Origin of the sequence: Synechococcus sp. R5-12, assembly GCF_047502655.1 — a bacterium.
Classification (GTDB): domain Bacteria; phylum Cyanobacteriota; class Cyanobacteriia; order Thermostichales; family Thermostichaceae; genus Thermostichus.
The window spans coordinates 1-15,940 of record NZ_JANSIM010000138.1 but is presented as its reverse complement, the minus strand read 5'-3'; the positions used below and the strand labels follow the sequence as shown (position 1 = coordinate 15,940).

The following is a 15,940-nucleotide window of genomic DNA, read 5'->3' as shown; positions in this document are numbered from 1 at the left end:
AGAGGTTCGTGGTTGGCTTGCCAACTGCAGGGCTACCGAAAGCCTGCTCTGTACTGCGAAGCAGTCAGGGTCGGGTAGTTTACACATTTCCTGAGCTTAAGGACTACGTCCCGCTGACGCGAAAAGGACGGGATGCCCCACCGCCCTGTAGAGTAGTGTGTAGTGACTAGTCACTAGCCACTAGCCTTTTTATTGCTTCATGGAGTGGGGTGACGGCTTCGGTTTTGCGTGGGTATGTTGACCCTGCGCATACAGCGCGGGGCTTCTCGGCGGTTTAGCTAAAATAGGCTAGAGAGCAGCTGCAAGACTCCGCAGGGTTGCAAAGCAACACCCCAATGGGGAGATGCCCACCTTCTCATCACCAGAACAAACTCTACCCTGCATCCTTTGAGCGGGCCAACCCAACTGAAGCTGACAACTTGAGCGCATGAAAGCCGTAGTCATGAGTGTGCCCGGCGGGCCAGAGGTTCTGCAGCTCCGAGAAGTACCTGAGCCCCAAATTCGCGGCGAGCGGGAGCTGCGCATCCGCCTGAGAGCAGCCGGCGTCAACCCCATCGACACCAAGCTGCGGCGACGGGGCACCTTTTATCCAGAAGAGATGCCGGCCATTTTGGGGTGTGACGGTGCCGGCGTTGTGGAAGCCGTGGGATCCGGAGTTAGGCACTTTGCGGTGGGAGACGAGGTGTACTTCTGCCACGGGGGTCTGGGCAAGCAGGCGGGGAATTACGCCGAGCTGATCGTGGTGGACGAGCGTTTTGTGGCCCCCAAGCCCAGAACTCTGAGCTTTGCGGAGGCTGCTGCTGCCCCGCTGGTGCTGATCACCGCCTGGGAAGCGCTGTACGACCGGGGACGTCTCCAGGCCGGCCAAAGTGTGCTCATCCACGGGGGAGCGGGTGGAGTTGGCCATGTGGCCATTCAACTGGCCCGTCTACGGGGATCCAAAGTGGCCACCACCGTGAGCACCCCGGAAAAGGCGGAGTTTGTCCGTTCCCTAGGCGCCGGCTTGCCCATCTTCTACCGGCAGACAGACTTTGTGCGCGCCGTTTTGGACTGGACAGGGGGAGAGGGGGTGGATCTTGCCCTAGATACCTTGGGCGGCAAGCTATTGGAGCAGACCTTCCCCGCAGTGCGCGTGTACGGAGATATCGTCACCCTGCTGGCCCCGTCCCCAGAGATCGACTGGCGGGTGGCTCGCGACCGCAACTTGCGGGTGGGATTTGAGCTGATGCTCACCCCGATGCTGAAAAGCCTGACCAACGCCCAACAAAATCAGGCGGAAATCCTCAGGCAATGTGCCCGCCTCATCGACCAAGGCCAACTGCGGATCCAGCTCAGCCACACCTTTCCTCTGGCCGAAGCGGCTGCCGCCCACCGGTTGCTGGAGCAGGGATCCGTTCTGGGCAAAATTGCCTTAACCATCCCCGAGTAGGCATGCTGGAGAAAGCCCATTGAGGATCTGCCCATGGTTGCTCCTCTCACCCCCCACCTGCTGGAGAACGAGAGCTTCTACGAAAATGCTCTCTGCTGGCTGGGACGACCCCAGACGGCCTATCGGCTGTTGAGCGAAGCGGTTTTTCCTGCCATCTCCTCTTGGGTGCGGGGGGAGGTAGATAGCCACTCTTTTAACCACTGGCAACTGGAGGATGTGCGCACCTTTCTGTATCCGGTGGTGGCCTTGGGAGACCAAGAAACCCTTGTTCTCTCCAGCGAAGCCCTGCTCCTCTGCGGCATCGGCAACTATTACAACCCCTGTGACTTGGCCATTGTGGTGTTTGTGCAGCAGCCCCAAGAGCTGTTCAGCCAACTGATGCAGCGCATTCGCCGGGCCGAAGCCACTATCAGCCGCGGGCCAGACGTGCGCATGCTCTCGGAACAGGTAAACCTGGCCAAGCGCGGACAAGACTACATCAACACCAAATATCTGGTCTGGCCCTACGCTCTTTCCGGTGCTGCTCAAGATACGCTAATTCAGCAGGGGATCAGCCTCATCCGTCTTTCCCCCCAAGAAGCCGCCTTGCCCTTTAAGGAATAGGTGGAGGACAATCTGCTCTGTCGGCGGAAGATAGGGATCCCCGTCCAAGCCCTTTTTCCATCTCTATCGTTTTTCATGGTCGATACCCACCTGCCCCCCTTGATCCAAGCGATGCTGGATCCCGCCTTCTACCCTCATCCGGTACAGGATCCCATTCGGCTTATTCAAACCCACATTTCCTATATTCTGCTGACAGGCGACTATGCCTATAAAGTGAAAAAGCCTTTAGACTTTGGCTTTTTGAACTTCACCACCCTGGAGAGGCGGCGCCACTTTTGCCAAGAAGAGCTGCGCATGAACCAGCGCGGTGCTCCCGGCCTTTATCTGCAAGTGTTGCCCATTGTCCAGACCGATGGCCGATTTCAGTTCAACAGCAGCGGCGAGCCCATAGAATACGCTCTGCAAATGCGGCAATTTCCCCAAGAGCAACTGTTCAGCAACCTGTTTGAGCGGGGAGAGCTAACGCCGGCCTTGATGGAGGAGCTGGGGCGGGTGGTGGCGAGGTTTCACGCCCAAACCGAGACCAACGATTACATCCGCAGCTTTGGCCGGCCAGAACGGGTGCAAGAAGCCTTCGACGAGAATTACGCCCAAACCCAGCGCTACATCGGCGGCCCGCAAACGGCTCAGCAATATCGAGAAACCCAAGCCTACACCGATCGCTTTTTTGCTGAGCGGCAGGAGCTGTTTCAACAAAGAATAGAACAAAACCGCATTCGTGAATGCCACGGAGACCTGCACCTAGGCAACATCTGTTTTTGGGAAGGGAAGATCCTGCTTTTTGATTGCATCGAGTTTAATGAAGCCTTCCGCTTTGTGGATGTCATGTACGACATATCCTATGGGGTGATGGATTTGGATGCCCGCCATCGCCCCGATCTGGGAAACGCCTATTTGAACACCTACCTGGAAGAAACCGGAGATTGGGAAGGGTTGAAGATCTTGCCTATTTACCTCAATCGGCAGGCCTACGTGCGGGCCAAGGTCACCTCTTTTTTGCTGGAGGATCCCACTGCAGCAGAGGAAGCCAAGGCCACAGCCTTCAGTACCGCCGCCCGCTATTACCGTCTTGCCTGGGAATACACCCTCCCCAAGCAGGGGCAGTTGTTCCTGATGTCGGGATTGTCGGGATCCGGCAAAAGCACGGTAGCCCGCCACTTGGCCCGTCAGCGGGGAGCCATTCACATTCGCTCCGATGCGGTGCGCAAGCATTTGGCCGGGATCCCTCTGCGGCAACGGGGGGGGCCGGAGGTTTATACCCCGGAGATGACCGATAAAACCTACCGCCGCTTGGTGCAGTTGGGAGTGGAGCTGGCCCAGGAAGGCTACACCGTGATTCTGGACGCCAAGTTTGACCGGCAAGCCCTGCGGGGGATGGCCATTGAGCAGGCCCAACGCCAAGGGATCCCACTGCGCATCCTCCACTGCTACGCCCCTGAACCTGTTTTGCGGGAGCGCCTACAACGCCGTAGCTCAGCTCCTCAACCCCTCTTGGCCCCAGCTGGTTCCAGCGATGGAGATCAGCAGCACTCTGCCGACATTGCTGATGCCACCGCCGAGATGCTCTCCCAACAGCAGGCCCACTGGCAGGATTTTTCCGATTCGGAACGGCCTTTTTTAAAGGTTTTGGATACCAGCCAAGATTGGCCATCTCAACTTCAGCAGGTCTAGATCTCGACTCAAACTGCACAAACTCGAGAAAATTGCTATCAGCAAGATGGATTTTGCCGTTTCTGGGCTAGAGGATGGCAGCAGCTTTTTTGGGCAGGGATCCCTTTCCAAAGTAGAGGTCAAAATTGGGTCTAAAGCTCTGTCCTATTGGTACGCAGTTCGCCTCGGCGGGCCATAGACCTGAGAGAGACGGTAGGCTGAGGGGCATGTTGACGTGTCTGTGCAGGCCTACCCTTTTCCCATCCCACTCGACCAGAACCAGCCCCGTGCAGGAGGATCCAACAGTGAGCGATGTAACTCCAGATGACCTTCGCCTGATGCTCCTGTTCGAGGGCTTTCCTCCTGAGAGGCTAGAGCCGCTGGCCGGGCAAATGTCGTTGCGCTCCCACCCGGTCAACCAGGCCATCTTGTTACAAAATGACTGGGGTAACGCCGTTTATTTCATCCTGGAAGGGTGGGTCAAGATTCGCACCCATGATCTCGAAGGCCGGGAGATCACCCTCACCATTCTTGGTCCAGGGGAAATCTTCGGGGAAATGGCTGCTTTGGACGAAGCGCCTCGTTCTACCGACGTTGTAGCCCTAACCGCCACCAAAGTCGGTTGTCTGTCGGCCCAACACTTCCTGGCTTTTTTGGCTTCTGATCCTCAGGCCGGCATCCGCCTTGCTCAGCTCATGTCGCGCCGCTTACGGCAGATCAACCGTCGTCTGCAGTTGCGCGAGGCCAGTAGTACGGCCCGTGTTGCCGATATCCTGCTGTTTTTGGCCGAATCCCGTGGCCGGGTTAGCCGAAGTGGCGTAGAGATCCCCAACTTGCCCCATCGGGAGCTGAGCAGCCTCAGTGGCCTGGCTCGGGAAACGGTCACTCGCGTCCTGTCCAAGCTGGAGCAAGAGGAGCTGATCCGCCGGGATCGCAACCGAGATGTTCTCTGCATCCCCCAGATGGAGGCTTTGGAGAAATTGATTGGCTAAATTGGGGGCGCCACCAGTTGTCAAAACCCCCCTCGACATCGTAAGATAGTAGGTCCAGAGCCGGGATAGCTCAGTTGGTAGAGCAGAGGACTGAAAATCCTCGTGTCACCAGTTCAAGTCTGGTTCCTGGCATCTGGTATGAGTATGCTGAGGCGGGCTTGGGTCAACGACCTAAGCCTTTTTGCTATGTCGGTCTGGGGAGTTCTGCTCTTCTCTCTTCACGTGTATGCACATATAGCCACACAGCTCCGGGACTGAAGAAAATTGTTGTAGGAATCCTCACCTCAAGCATAGGCAAGTTATAATCCCGGCAGCCTCTGTGGAGATTGCTCTCTTATGTCTGTAAAGCTCCTGCCTCAGTGTGAGAACTTGAAAGAGCAGGTTGAAGCTATCCTGCAACTCTGGCATCAGGATTCCACTTTTTCAGGCAAGCAAGATACCACTCGGATTCAAGCTTCCCTCAGCAAAGCTATTTCTCCAACCTTCGAGATTGTCTTTGCCGGTGCTTTCAGTGCTGGCAAGTCTATGCTAATCAATGCCCTCTTAGAAAGAGAGCTTCTCTACAGCGCCGAAGGGCACGCCACAGGGACAGAGTGCTACATCGCCTACGCAGAGCCAAATGCGGAGAGGGTAGTGCTCACTTTTCTTAGCGAGCAGGAAGTGCAAGAACAGATGACCGCCTTCTGCGCTTTCCTAAACTTGGCTCCGTCACTCAGCAGGCTGGAAGACACTGCACTGAATCCCCTGAAGGAGCGTGCTGAGGCTATTATTCAGCAGGAGGGAGGCAAAAGCAAGTCAGAGCGGGCGAAGCAGGCGGATGCACTTCGCTTGTTGATTACAGGTTTCCAGCAGAACCGGGACAAAATTCACCCTACCGAGAACAAAGTTTTCTCAATGGAGCAGCTCAACTTCGGCAACCTAAGAGAAGCTGCGGGTTTTGCCCGGCGCGGCGCCAATAGCGCAGTTTTGCGAAAGGTGGAATACTATTGCCACCACCCCTTGCTGGAAGATGGAAACGTTATTGTCGATACTCCTGGGATCGATGCTCCAGTCAAAGCGGATGCAGAGCGTACTTATCGAAAAATTGCCGATCCGGATACGTCCGCAGTTGTTTGCGTTCTCAAGTGTGCTGCAACGGGTGAGCTGACCAAGGAAGAGACAGAGCTTATTGAGCATATTCAAAGTAATGATAGCATCAGGGATCGCGTCTTCTATGTGTTTAACCGGATTGATGAGACTTGGTACAACGCACAACTAAAGCATAGACTAGAAAACATTATCGACCAGCAGTTTCGTCAACTCCGCGTATTTAAGACAAGCGGCCTTCTCGGCTTCTATGGTTCCCAGATCAAGGCAACTACCCCCGAGGATCGATTTGGACTGGATACGATTTTTTCAGAAAGCATCAAAGAATTGGGTGGTGAGGAAGAAACGCCCCAGTTTGTCAGCGAGTTTAACAAGTACTGCACGTCAGGTAGGTTGGTTGGATCCCCGTTCCGCCCTTCTGTACATGGGTACGACACACCCATAAATAACTACGTTCGGATTCTGAGGGAGTGGGGAAAACCTTTGATTGAGTATATGATTAAAGATAGCGGTATTGAAGACTTTCGGGCTGGGATCACTCGTTACTTAACGGAAGAAAAGCGGCCACAGCTATTTTCCGCGCTGGCCGATGATTTGCAACCTCTCTGCATCGAGATGAGGAAGTCCTATCTAGATCTCTACCGAGACATTGATAGCCAGCCCAAAGAGATTGACAGCATGATTTCCTATGAGCTGACGCTGATCAATCAGCAGCTAGCCAGTATTGGCCGAGAGTTTGACGAGCATATCCAGACAGTAGTCAATAAAGTTATTAACGGAGAAAACAAAGAATTTGAGAACGATTTCCATAAATTGAAGACTAGGATGGTACGGAGGCTAGATGAGCTTTTGGATACTTTTTCGTTGGACAATGTTTACAGTCAAGCCGTTCGCATTCGTCCCCGCAACTCCACAGCTCCATTCTTAGCTGTATTGGTCGAAGCCTTTTATTATTTGTCCAACCATCTAGAGGACATCCTGGTAGAATCAGCCAGCACGCTTGTAGAGAACTTCTTTCGTCGCCTTGTTGATGAAGTTCGCAGCTCGAGCTACTACAGGCAGTTGTTTCGCCTACTGGGATCCGATGGGGACTTGGAGAAAAAGCTTCATTTGGTTAAGGAGGTAACTTTGAGTTCTCTTGTCAATGGTGCCCGAAAAGAGTGCGACCGCTACCTCAGAGAAAGTCCCCGCTTCTACGACGAAGGAACATTCTCGATCTACCAGTTTCGAGAAGTCCTAAAGCAAACCAGCCAATCTTATGACATCTCTGCTATTCGCGACGCAGAGCCTGGAATCCGACAATTACTCAAGCTTGACTTTGAGCCGAAAATTAGCCAGACAGTGCGTTCTAGCTTCCGACAAGAGACCAACAATACTCTGAAAACTCAGCTATTGCCGGTTGCCAAGCAAGTAGCCGATGAGATTTTGCAAAAGTACCCAGAAGCAAAGCAGTTCATGGAAGCAACTCTCAGAAAAGAGGCTGAAGAGAAAATTGCGCTTAACCAACAGCGGCTGAAAGAACTGGAGGCAAGCATAGACAAGTACAACCAAGCTGTTTCTAGGATCAACCTCTGCCTGCAAGCTTTGGGCCTCAATCGTGAGATGCTGCCCTTGATTACTCGTCCTGAACCTTCCTCTGTTGGTGAGTCAGTTCAAATTTTGGCAAGTCTTCCTGAACAGCAAGTAGGTGACAGCAATGCAAGCGAAGCAGTCGCTCTTGGTCGTTCTACACCCATAGACGAGAGTTTTCCAGAGTTGGATAGCATTCTCGATGATTTGAGATAGAGCGGCTTGTCTTTGTTTTTGGCCTTTCACTTGATCCAGATAAAGTCATGGGATCCAAATCGATACCTCTACAGCAGCACCCAGAAGGGATCCTCTCTGTAAGGGAGAAAACTTTCAAGGTTGCCAACTTGGTCAAAGCAGCCCAAGAGGACTTGACCAAGAAAGAAGAGCTGCATCGCTTGTTCATTGCGGCCTTGAGATCTTCAGGGATCCTGCCGCCGGAAGACTTGCTCAACATTGCCAGTAGCCTTCTTGCTCCCAAGCCAGAAGAAAAATTGTTGCAAGAAGCGAAGTGGTTTGGGCAGGGACTTGCTTGTCAACTCTTGGTGCCAGGCAAGAAGGATTGGGAAAAAGGCAGAGTCAGATTGCGGATCATTGTAGAGTTTGAGCCAGAGGATACAGGCTCAGAGAGCAGCAGCGGATCCCCTCTGGATGACCTTCGCGAAAGTGAGAGCTAGCCTAAGCCAGAGAGACATAGAGGGGGTTGGGCAAGTGTCAAGTAATGATCAATCTCAGGAGTGCTTTGTTGAGCTAGATATTTTCCAAAATACTGTCATTGATATAGGAGGACGCCTAATCTACTCGCAAGAGTTTGCTCAGGTGTACTCAGAGATTGTTTATGAGAGTATCAGATCCTACTTATCCAGCAAACTTAGCGAAAAGGGAGTCTCGATTCTATGGAGCAACTTGAACGGAATAACTAACGTGAAAGGAATTCCTGCTAAACTCTTACGTCCTGGCTCACCGTGGATTGCTGGTAGAGTTAGGATGAGACTAGTGGTTGAGTTTGAGCCAGAAGAAACGGGATCAGGGAGCAGTAGATCGCCTTTGGATGACATTCGGGGAGATGTCAGTCAGTAAAGTCTGTTAGCAATAGGAGACAATGCCGTGGTCGATCCGATAGTTTTTAGGTCAGATGATAGGGAAACTGTTGTTGAGATTGGTGATCAAGTTTACCTTCCAAGTAGCTTGCATAGTGCAATTATTAATTACCTTCTTTCAGATATTTTCCAGACAAACGGTTACCTTCAATCAAGAAAGGTTTATGCGGACATTAGAATGCTCGTGGATGGAATAGAATCTAGAGTCTTACAGCCCAGAAAGTCGTGGATCTCTGGCAAGATATCAGTCAAAGTTTATCTCGAGTTTGTTCCTGATGACCCATATAGAGATTCTGGAGATAGCGCTCCCAGAAAACTAGAGGATTCTATACTGGATGATTTACGGGCTGTTCAAGTTGTCTCTATGTCTTGAGGTCGATAAGATGACAAAAACATCCATTAATCTTAGCCAACTGCGAGACGGAGTTATCACTTTTATCAACGAGAACAATAAGCAGGAAGTCTACATGATTTCCAAGCTTTGCGATTCTATCAATTCTTATTTCCTGAGGTTTGACCAAATGGGAAGAGGACTAGACAGTTACTTGAGTTCGCGTGAGATACAGATAGAAACAGGTATTCCCTATGAAGATCAGGTTCATTTTTTCGATAAAGGAGTTCCATGCTTGATTCTTTCTCCTAAAACTAACGGTTGGCAGACCGGTAGAGTAAAAGTAAGAGTAGAAGTTACGATTGACTTTTATCCTGACAATCCTGAATTTCTGATAAAAGAACCCGACCAAGAGATATTAGAACCTCTAGATGAAAAGTCTCCACTGGACGATCTTCGCAGTATGGATGAATAACGATGAAAGAAAGAAAATCCGGCGAAAGGATTCTAATTCCAGCAGCCGTGCGGGAGTATGTTTTCCAAAGAGACGGCTTCCGTTGTCGCGGTTGCGGAAAGTCGCCCCCAGAGGTTCAGCTTCAGATCGATCACATCATCCCCATTGCCCAAGGGGGCAGTAACGATATCAGCAATCTGCAAACGTTGTGCAAAACCTGCAACCGACGCAAAAAGGATCGACGGGATCCCCGCTTTCGCCGCCACTTTGACTGGTGAGTTGCGGTGTTTCGCCTACGCTTCTCCCTCTAGAAAAGAGAGGAGAGAGGTCTGCAAAAACAACCTCAGACAATAGGCGGAAAGCTCAAAAACGGCATTCGGGTCAGGACTCCCGGCGCTGAGCCGACTTCTACTTCCAGCCCCTCGGCAGGATTGAATTTGGTGCGCACGTATCCCAATCCCAGGTACTCTTGCGAAGTTAGGCCTGCACTGGTCAGCAGCCCAATCTTTTCCCCCTGCCGCAAAATCTCTGTGCCAGGATGAGCTTCTCCTTGGAGGCGGATCCCCCACAAAGTTTGCCGAATGCGCCGGTAGGTTACCTGCTTGGCCAAGACTTCCTGGCCAACGTAGCAACCTTTGTCAAGGGAAACAGCTCGCCACAGGCCGGCTTCTAGGGGGTTGTAGTCTGAGGTCAGCTCTCGGTCGGCGGCGGGGCGACCCGCTTCTAGGCGGAGGACTTCCCACAGCTCAGGTGGGGCCAGCTTGGCTCCGGCTTGGAGCAAGCATTCTTCAAGAGCGACTTTCTGGTCAATGGTGCCCCAGAGGGTAAACCCCGGCTGGGCAAGACCCGTGCCACAAGCCAGATGGACAGGGATCCCCTGGATCTCCACGGCGCAGTGCTCATGAGGCCCGGTCGGAATCTCTTCTGAGCTCACCACTTGCTCCAGGAGAGCCTGACTCTGGGGGCCGAGCAATCCAAAACCAAAGGTCTGATCTGTCTCATCTTTCAACTCTGCTCCCCGCACCAAAGGCAGCATGCGCCCCAAACTCTGCATCAGCAGGCTGCGCCGCTGGGGTGAAGTCCAGATCCAGCAGTCTTCTTCTCCCACGTACACCGTTGCCAAATCCAGGATGCCGGCGGTGGGGGTCACGAAAACCGTGTCGGCCCCCTGCCCTGGCTTGAGGGCCTTCAGATTTTGGGTGCTTTGGTTGTGCAGATAGTCCAAGCCTGGGGATCCCTTCATGCGCAAACGGCCCCACCCGGAGCGATCCAGAAGCAGGGATCCCGTGGAAACAGCAGCTAGAAGAGACATCGCTCACCCCAGAGATGGGCTTTGGTTTTCTTCTCTACCCTAGAATAGGCTAGTTCACCCTACCGTCTGTGGCAGACCCCCGGCGTACTGAACTGTGATTGAGGTTGAAGTCCACCAACAGTTGCGGCAGCTTTTGCGGCAGTCTCCCGAAGCCCTGTGGCCCCACCAGTTGACGATGGCTCGCATGGTGGCGCGAGGGTTGCGGCTGGGTCGCAGCACCTTGATCCAGGTGCCCGCTGGGGGTCAGCACCGCCTCAGTTACCTGCTGCCAGCCCTGATGTGGCCCAACCCCACCTTGCTCTGCGCTACAGCTCCTGTGCAGGCGCAAATTTTGGGGGAAGAGATCCCCTGGCTACAGCACACCCTGCAGTTGCATAAGCCCGTCCTGCAAAAAGACCGTTGGCCGGATCCCGATTTCCAGGGGTTGCTGTTGGTGGATCCCCTGGATTGGCTGCAAGCTCGCCTGAGAAAGGGATCCTCGGAAGTGCCAACGGGGATCCCTCTGATCCTCGACGGAGCCGAAGATCTGGAAGATTGGGCCTACCAGGCGCTAACGGTGACCCTGGAAGCCAGCCATTGGCAACAGCTCCGGCAAATCTTCCCTGCCGAGGCGGAGCAGCTCTCCGAGGTTCAGGTCAATTTGTCCCTGCAGCTTTTGCGGCGGCCTCTTTCCCGCTGTCTGCTTCATGCGGATGAACAGGTTCACCTGGATGCTGTGCTGTCTTTGGTGACAGGCTACCCCGGCTGGCTGCCGGATCCCTGGGATCAAATCCGCCGGCGGCTCAGCTCTGAGGGGGATCCCGTCTCCAAATGGATTTGGTGGGCCGAAACCGACCGAGAAACCGGTCGCCTCACCCTTCACCACAGCCCGACGGCTCTGCAGGATTGGTTGGCCCCCATTTGGGCCACACAGCCGGTGGTGATTATCGGGGAAGCGCTGGATCTGGATCGCCAGGCGGAAACCTATCGGCGACGGTTGGGCTTGCCGGATCTGACGCCGCTGCGGTTTGCCTCAGGCGAGGGTTGGCCACGTTCCGGCGGGGCGGAGCTTTCCCTTTACTTGCCGCGCCTGCCCTTGCCCAACAGCCCTCTATTTCGGGATCACCTGCTGCAAGAGCTGAAAAACTTGATCCCTCAAGCGCAAGGCTTTGTGGTGGTGTTGGTGTCGGATCAACCTCTGCAGGCACAGGTGGGGGCGGCTTTGGCTGCCGAATTCGGCTCACGGGTGCGGGTAAACAGCCCGTTCCCCGGCGAAAAGGGCATTTTGGTCTGCGACTGGCCCTACTGGCTGCACCACAAGGCCGGCTTGCCTCGCCCTGAGCTGATGGTGATCGCCACTTTGCCTTTCCCTTCTGTGGAAGACCCAAGGGTGGCCGGACGGGTGCAATATCTGCAACGCACCCAGCAGGACTGGTTCCGTCAGTACCTTTTGCCGGTGGCCGCTGCCCAGTTGCAACGGGCTGTTGCGCCTCTGCGGCAAAGCTCTGATTCGGGAGAAGATTCCAGCTCATCCACCCGATGGGTGGCCATTTTGGATAGCCGCATCATTGCCCGCAGCTACGGCGTCTCTCTTCTCAATGCCTTGGGGCCAACTTTGCGGGTCGAGCAGCGCAGCCAACTGTTTGTTTAGGGATCCCTGGGCCTCTTGCGCCAGTTGGTTGATGGTGATGGATTGGTTTTGCCTGAGCGATTGAGAGAAGGCTTGTTCAGAACAGAGGGGGAGATTTGTATCCCAGAGAGCCAAAGCCAACTGGGATCCGAGTTATTCTGAGGGTGAATCACTCCTACTCACCTTCCTCTCATGACCAATCCTGCTCTCAGCTCCGTTCACGCTCGCAACAGCGGTGCGGAGCACTCCAGCGAGCCAGAGGCCCTCACAGCACTGCGCACGCAAGCGGTTTGGAAGCCGTTGCGGCAGGCCATTGTGGAAAGCTCGGGTTTTCGAGGATGGCTACAGGGACAGGAGCCGCCTGGCCAGGAAACTGAGCTGGATCAACTGGTGCATCGCTACCTAGAGCAGACGTTGTCTCACCTGGCCTATTAGGATCCCCAGAGTCCCAGCCAGAGGGGCAAGGTCAGCAAGGCGGCTAAGTACCCCACGGCCAAGGCAGTTACGGTAATTTCCCGATCCAAGTCGTATTCTTCCGTGAGCACCAGGGTGGCGATGGCGGGGGGCATACCGCTCTGCAGGACCAGCACCAGCTTGGCCAGAGGCGGGTAGGGGGTGAAGGCAAGGCCGATTCCCACCAAGAGCGGCACAATCACAATTTTGATCAAGAGGGCCACTCCGGCGGCAAGAAAGGATCCCCAGCGCTTCACCTGGGCCAATCGCATCCCCAGGATCATCAAGCTGAGCGGGATCATGCTCCAGGCAAAAGCCGCCAACCCTTGAGAGAGCCAACCCGGCAGGGGTTCGCGGGTCAGCAGTAGGCCCATAGCAAAAGACCAAAGAGCAGGGGTGCGCAAAATGTGGAGGCCCACCTGCCAAGGTTGGGCATGGGAACTGCCGTGGCGGCTGGCCACCCACACGCCAAACCCGTAGGCCATGAACAGAGTGCCCAGCAGATCATAGAACAGGGCCCAGCCAAAGTAAGCCCTTCCGGCCACAGCCAGACAGATGGGATAGCCCAAATACCCGGTGTTCCCCAGGGTGGCGGTCAGGTGAAAGCTGCCCTGCTGTGCGCTGCTCCAACAGTTGGGGACATCCCCCACACCACGGCGCTGCCACCACAGCCAAGCGCTGGTCAAGGCAAACCCCAGCCCCACCGACAGCCAGCAGATCAGGGGAGCAACCCAGATTTGACCCGACAGATCCACTCCCTGCATAAACCCAACAATGCTGAGGGGCACTCCCACCCAAAACATGAATCGCCCCAAGGCGTGGGGATCCAGCCAACGATTCCAGCCGCCGGGCAGCCCCTTCTGGAGAGCAAACCCCAGCAGCGTCCAGCCCAGCAAGGGAGGATAAACCTGAAAAAGGGTGTTGAGCACGCTCAAAGGGAAGAGGGAAGGGATCCCTAGGCAGGGATCCGCCGAGGTTCTTCACGCAGGGCGAAGATGCGTTGAATCACCTCCTCGACAACGCGGTCTGGGGTAGAGGCACCGGAGGTAATGCCGATTTGCACCGGCCCATCGGGTAGCCACCCTTCGGTAACCGTCGGGTCTTGGTGAAGGGGCTTGTGGCGGATGCGGTTGTTGGGTTGGATGCAGTCGGGGCCATCGATGTGGAAGGAAGGCAAGCCCTTGGCCAGGGCAATTTCCTGCAGGTGGGTGGTATTCGAGGAATTAAACCCCCCGATCACCACCACGACATCCAAAGGTTGCTCCAGCAGCTCGAACATGGCGTCCTGCCGCTCTTGGGTGGCATTGCAGATGGTGTTAAAGCTCATGAAGTGATTGTCCAACTCCTGGGGGCCATATTTGCGCAGCATGGTGGTCTCAAAGAGCTTAGCAATGGCGCGGGTCTCCCCCTCTAGCATGGTGGTTTGGTTGGCGATGCCGATCCGCTCTAGATCGCGATCCGGATCAAAACCGGGGGAAGTGGCCTTGCCAAAGCGCCGCCGAAATTCTGCCGCATCTCCGCCTTGCAAAATGTAGCGAGCGACCCATTCTGCTTCTTCCAGGTTCAGCACCACCAGATATTTTTCGGCAAAGGAGCTGGTGGCTACGGTTTCCTCGTGGTTGTACTTGCCGTGGATCACAGAGGTGAATTGAGCCGCGCGGTGCTTGTCCACTTGGTTCCACACGCGGGAAACCCAGGGGCAGGTGGTATCGACAATCTCATTGCCCTGCGACCGAAAAAACGCCATTTCCGATGCACTTGCCCCAAAAGCAGGCCAAATCACCACATCTTGGGGCCGGATCTGAGAAAAGTCCTTCTTGCCGTCTGGGCCTTTCTCCACAAAGCGGATCCCCATCTCCTTCAGGTGCTGGTTTACCAGAGGGTTGTGGATGATCTCGTTGGTGATCCACAGTTGCCGATCCGGAAAGCGTCGCCGCGCTTCATAAGCATATTCCACCGCCCGTTCCACGCCCCAGCAAAAGCCAAAGGCCCTGGCCAGGTGAATGGTAATGTCGCCCCGCTGATAGCGGTAGGACTGGGCACGGATTTGCTCCACAAGGGGGCTTTTGTAGGTGGTTTGCAGCTCCAGTTGAGCCTGATCCTTGTGTTCTTCAAATCCCTTGGCAAAGTAGGTACTGGATCCGCGCAGGGCTTTGCGCAGGGCCCGTGGGTCTTGGGGAGAGGGATCCGGGGAAGTGGGTTGGGAATGAGGCATGGTTACGGTTGGAGATACGCACTGATCAAGCAGACGGCGAAGGGATCCTTTCTCAGCTTACGCCCAGTCTCAGTCGGCGAGCTATTTCGGCACGCTTTCCTCAGGGCCACCGACAAAATCGTCCAGCAAGTCAACGGCGGGATCGAAGCTGTTGAGCCAAAGCCAGAAAGCAGAGGGATCCCTTTGGGAATTGTGCGTTATTGGGGCGGTTGATCCTGCATTTCCAGTTGGCGCACCCGTTCCTGTAATTGGCGGGCGGTGGCAGAAAAGCTGCGCCCAGGCCAGAGGAGAGAGCCCAGCCCCACCGTCAACAGGCCCAGGCCGACGGCCACGGCGATGAGAAATCCCAAAGGCAGCTCCACCGAGCGCCACATTAAGAAATGTACGGTCAGGGTGGTGGGGTTTTGCCCGGCCAGGACTGCCACTCCCAAAGCCAGCAGCAGTGTCAAGACCAAGTTGAACAGCAGCAACATCAGGGATCCCGTCGCAACAGTTCCATTCTGCCTTGTCTGGTGGGGGGGTGGCTCAAGCCCGCACACTCCCGTCGGGTAGGGTGGCTCCGCTGAGGTCAGCGCCGGTCAGCACTGCTCCGCCGATTTTTGCCCCGCTCAGATCGGATCCCTGCAGTTGTGCACGGGTTAGCTTGGCTTCCCAAAGGTAGGCACCGTGCAAGTTGGCTTCCCGCAAGTCGGCAAAGCTGAGATCCGCGCCGATCAAGTTGGCTTCCCAAAGATTGGCCCCGCGGAGGTTGGCCCCCATCAAGTTGGCCGAGCTGAGATCGGCGCCGCGCAAATCGGCTTCCTGCAGGTTAATGCCACTCAGCTTGCCAAAGGAGAGGTTGGCCCCTCTCAGATTCACCCCTTGCAGGTTGGAGCGCACCAAGTCCACCCCCACCAGGTTGGATTCTTGAAAGTTGCGCTCGCCAGAGGCATATTCTGTCAGCAGATCGTCAGCAGTTGTCACTCGGGGCATGGCCGGATACTGCCATCCGTGCGTTAAGCTTAACAATTTCTGGCTGCTCAACGGGGTACTGATGACCGCTCCGAAAGACCTACGAAACGCTAACAAACACTTCCAGAGTGTTCAGTGCCTGTCGCGTCTGATACATTTACGCTGAACACTGCTGAACATCACTGTTCA

The 15,940-nt window shown here is 55.0% G+C and carries 17 protein-coding genes and 1 tRNA gene; 13 read left to right on the top strand and 5 right to left on the bottom strand.

The features are described from left to right. Positions 1–427: 427 nt before the first annotated feature. The 11 genes from NW843_RS08185 (at position 428) to NW843_RS08135 (ending at position 9,489) form a co-directional block, all read left to right on the top strand. Positions 428–1,429, top strand: a complete 1,002-nt coding sequence (locus NW843_RS08185; RefSeq protein WP_414522639.1) for a zinc-dependent alcohol dehydrogenase family protein — start codon at positions 428–430, stop codon at positions 1,427–1,429. A gap of 33 nt (positions 1,430–1,462) precedes the next feature. Next, complete coding sequence (locus NW843_RS08180; RefSeq protein WP_414332236.1) at positions 1,463–2,032, top strand: hypothetical protein; 570 nt, start codon at positions 1,463–1,465, stop codon at positions 2,030–2,032. Positions 2,033–2,107: 75 nt separating this feature from the next. Beyond that, positions 2,108–3,703: an AAA family ATPase gene (locus tag NW843_RS08175; RefSeq protein ID WP_414522640.1), complete on the top strand. Its 1,596-nt coding sequence runs from the start codon at positions 2,108–2,110 to the stop codon at positions 3,701–3,703. 317 nt (positions 3,704–4,020) lie between these two features. Continuing rightward, positions 4,021–4,674 (top strand): Crp/Fnr family transcriptional regulator, encoded by a 654-nt coding sequence (locus NW843_RS08170; RefSeq protein ID WP_414332238.1) that lies wholly within the window; start codon positions 4,021–4,023, stop codon positions 4,672–4,674. 59 nt (positions 4,675–4,733) lie between these two features. Next, positions 4,734–4,806: transfer RNA gene (locus NW843_RS08165), tRNA-Phe, on the top strand. A 237-nt stretch (positions 4,807–5,043) separates the two neighbouring features. After that, entirely contained in the window at positions 5,044–7,545 is a 2,502-nt protein-coding gene (locus NW843_RS08160) for a dynamin family protein (protein ID WP_414522638.1), read from the top strand. Positions 7,546–7,592: 47 nt separating this feature from the next. Beyond that, positions 7,593–8,003 (top strand): KGK domain-containing protein, encoded by a 411-nt coding sequence (locus tag NW843_RS08155; RefSeq protein WP_011430011.1) that lies wholly within the window; start codon positions 7,593–7,595, stop codon positions 8,001–8,003. Further along, positions 7,978–8,406: a KGK domain-containing protein gene (locus tag NW843_RS08150; protein ID WP_041436828.1), complete on the top strand. Its 429-nt coding sequence runs from the start codon at positions 7,978–7,980 to the stop codon at positions 8,404–8,406. Before NW843_RS08155 ends, NW843_RS08150 begins: the two co-directional genes overlap by 26 nt. Positions 8,407–8,433: 27 nt before the next feature. Beyond that, positions 8,434–8,799: a KGK domain-containing protein gene (locus NW843_RS08145; RefSeq protein ID WP_414522636.1), complete on the top strand. Its 366-nt coding sequence runs from the start codon at positions 8,434–8,436 to the stop codon at positions 8,797–8,799. 10 nt (positions 8,800–8,809) lie between these two features. Continuing rightward, the gene (locus NW843_RS08140) at positions 8,810–9,232 is read left to right on the top strand and encodes a KGK domain-containing protein (RefSeq protein ID WP_083757681.1); all 423 of its coding nucleotides are present in this window, start codon (positions 8,810–8,812) and stop codon (positions 9,230–9,232) included. Positions 9,233–9,234: 2 nt separating this feature from the next. Further along, entirely contained in the window at positions 9,235–9,489 is a 255-nt protein-coding gene (locus NW843_RS08135) for an HNH endonuclease (RefSeq protein WP_011430012.1), read from the top strand. 65 nt (positions 9,490–9,554) lie between these two features. Here NW843_RS08135 and NW843_RS08130 read toward each other — a convergent pair whose 3' ends face one another. Then, the gene (locus NW843_RS08130; RefSeq protein ID WP_414522635.1) at positions 9,555–10,523 is read right to left on the bottom strand and encodes a YgfZ/GcvT domain-containing protein; all 969 of its coding nucleotides are present in this window, start codon (positions 10,521–10,523) and stop codon (positions 9,555–9,557) included. Between the two features lie 94 nt (positions 10,524–10,617). Between NW843_RS08130 and NW843_RS08125 the strand changes: the two genes are divergently transcribed. Both NW843_RS08125 and NW843_RS08120 read left to right on the top strand, forming a co-directional pair. Next, positions 10,618–12,153 (top strand): hypothetical protein, encoded by a 1,536-nt coding sequence (locus NW843_RS08125; RefSeq protein ID WP_414522634.1) that lies wholly within the window; start codon positions 10,618–10,620, stop codon positions 12,151–12,153. 171 nt (positions 12,154–12,324) lie between these two features. Next, entirely contained in the window at positions 12,325–12,567 is a 243-nt protein-coding gene (locus NW843_RS08120; protein WP_414357973.1) for a hypothetical protein, read from the top strand. Here NW843_RS08120 and NW843_RS08115 read toward each other — a convergent pair. The 4 genes from NW843_RS08115 to NW843_RS08100 all read right to left on the bottom strand — a co-directional run bounded on the left by NW843_RS08115 (position 12,564) and on the right by NW843_RS08100 (position 15,772). Further along, positions 12,564–13,514 carry an AEC family transporter gene (locus NW843_RS08115; RefSeq protein ID WP_414413507.1) on the bottom strand — a complete coding sequence of 317 codons (951 nt, stop codon included), beginning with the start codon at positions 13,512–13,514 and terminating at the stop codon, positions 12,564–12,566. The two genes, NW843_RS08120 and NW843_RS08115, sit on opposite strands and share 4 nt — an antisense overlap. Before the next feature lie 26 nt (positions 13,515–13,540). Then, positions 13,541–14,800 (bottom strand): 4-hydroxy-3-methylbut-2-enyl diphosphate reductase, encoded by a 1,260-nt coding sequence (locus NW843_RS08110; protein WP_011434194.1) that lies wholly within the window; start codon positions 14,798–14,800, stop codon positions 13,541–13,543. A gap of 197 nt (positions 14,801–14,997) precedes the next feature. Further along, positions 14,998–15,273 carry a lipopolysaccharide assembly protein LapA domain-containing protein gene (locus NW843_RS08105; protein ID WP_414328974.1) on the bottom strand — a complete coding sequence of 92 codons (276 nt, stop codon included), beginning with the start codon at positions 15,271–15,273 and terminating at the stop codon, positions 14,998–15,000. A 52-nt stretch (positions 15,274–15,325) separates the two neighbouring features. Beyond that, positions 15,326–15,772, bottom strand: coding sequence for a pentapeptide repeat-containing protein (locus NW843_RS08100; RefSeq protein ID WP_414522633.1), 447 nt, complete (start codon positions 15,770–15,772; stop codon positions 15,326–15,328). Positions 15,773–15,940 lie beyond the last annotated feature (168 nt).

Coding starts and splice junctions, on each gene's coding strand:
- NW843_RS08185 (WP_414522639.1), top strand. CDS start 428: ATGAAAGCCGTAGTCATGAGTGTGCCCGGCGGGCCAGAGGTTCTGCAG.
- NW843_RS08180 (WP_414332236.1), top strand. CDS start 1,463: ATGGTTGCTCCTCTCACCCCCCACCTGCTGGAGAACGAGAGCTTCTAC.
- NW843_RS08175 (WP_414522640.1), top strand. CDS start 2,108: ATGGTCGATACCCACCTGCCCCCCTTGATCCAAGCGATGCTGGATCCC.
- NW843_RS08170 (WP_414332238.1), top strand. CDS start 4,021: ATGCTCCTGTTCGAGGGCTTTCCTCCTGAGAGGCTAGAGCCGCTGGCC.
- NW843_RS08155 (WP_011430011.1), top strand. CDS start 7,593: ATGGGATCCAAATCGATACCTCTACAGCAGCACCCAGAAGGGATCCTC.
- NW843_RS08150 (WP_041436828.1), top strand. CDS start 7,978: ATGACCTTCGCGAAAGTGAGAGCTAGCCTAAGCCAGAGAGACATAGAG.
- NW843_RS08140 (WP_083757681.1), top strand. CDS start 8,810: ATGACAAAAACATCCATTAATCTTAGCCAACTGCGAGACGGAGTTATC.
- NW843_RS08135 (WP_011430012.1), top strand. CDS start 9,235: ATGAAAGAAAGAAAATCCGGCGAAAGGATTCTAATTCCAGCAGCCGTG.
- NW843_RS08130 (WP_414522635.1), bottom strand. CDS start 10,523: ATGTCTCTTCTAGCTGCTGTTTCCACGGGATCCCTGCTTCTGGATCGC.
- NW843_RS08120 (WP_414357973.1), top strand. CDS start 12,325: ATGACCAATCCTGCTCTCAGCTCCGTTCACGCTCGCAACAGCGGTGCG.
- NW843_RS08110 (WP_011434194.1), bottom strand. CDS start 14,800: ATGCCTCATTCCCAACCCACTTCCCCGGATCCCTCTCCCCAAGACCCA.
- NW843_RS08105 (WP_414328974.1), bottom strand. CDS start 15,273: ATGTTGCTGCTGTTCAACTTGGTCTTGACACTGCTGCTGGCTTTGGGA.
- NW843_RS08100 (WP_414522633.1), bottom strand. CDS start 15,772: ATGCCCCGAGTGACAACTGCTGACGATCTGCTGACAGAATATGCCTCT.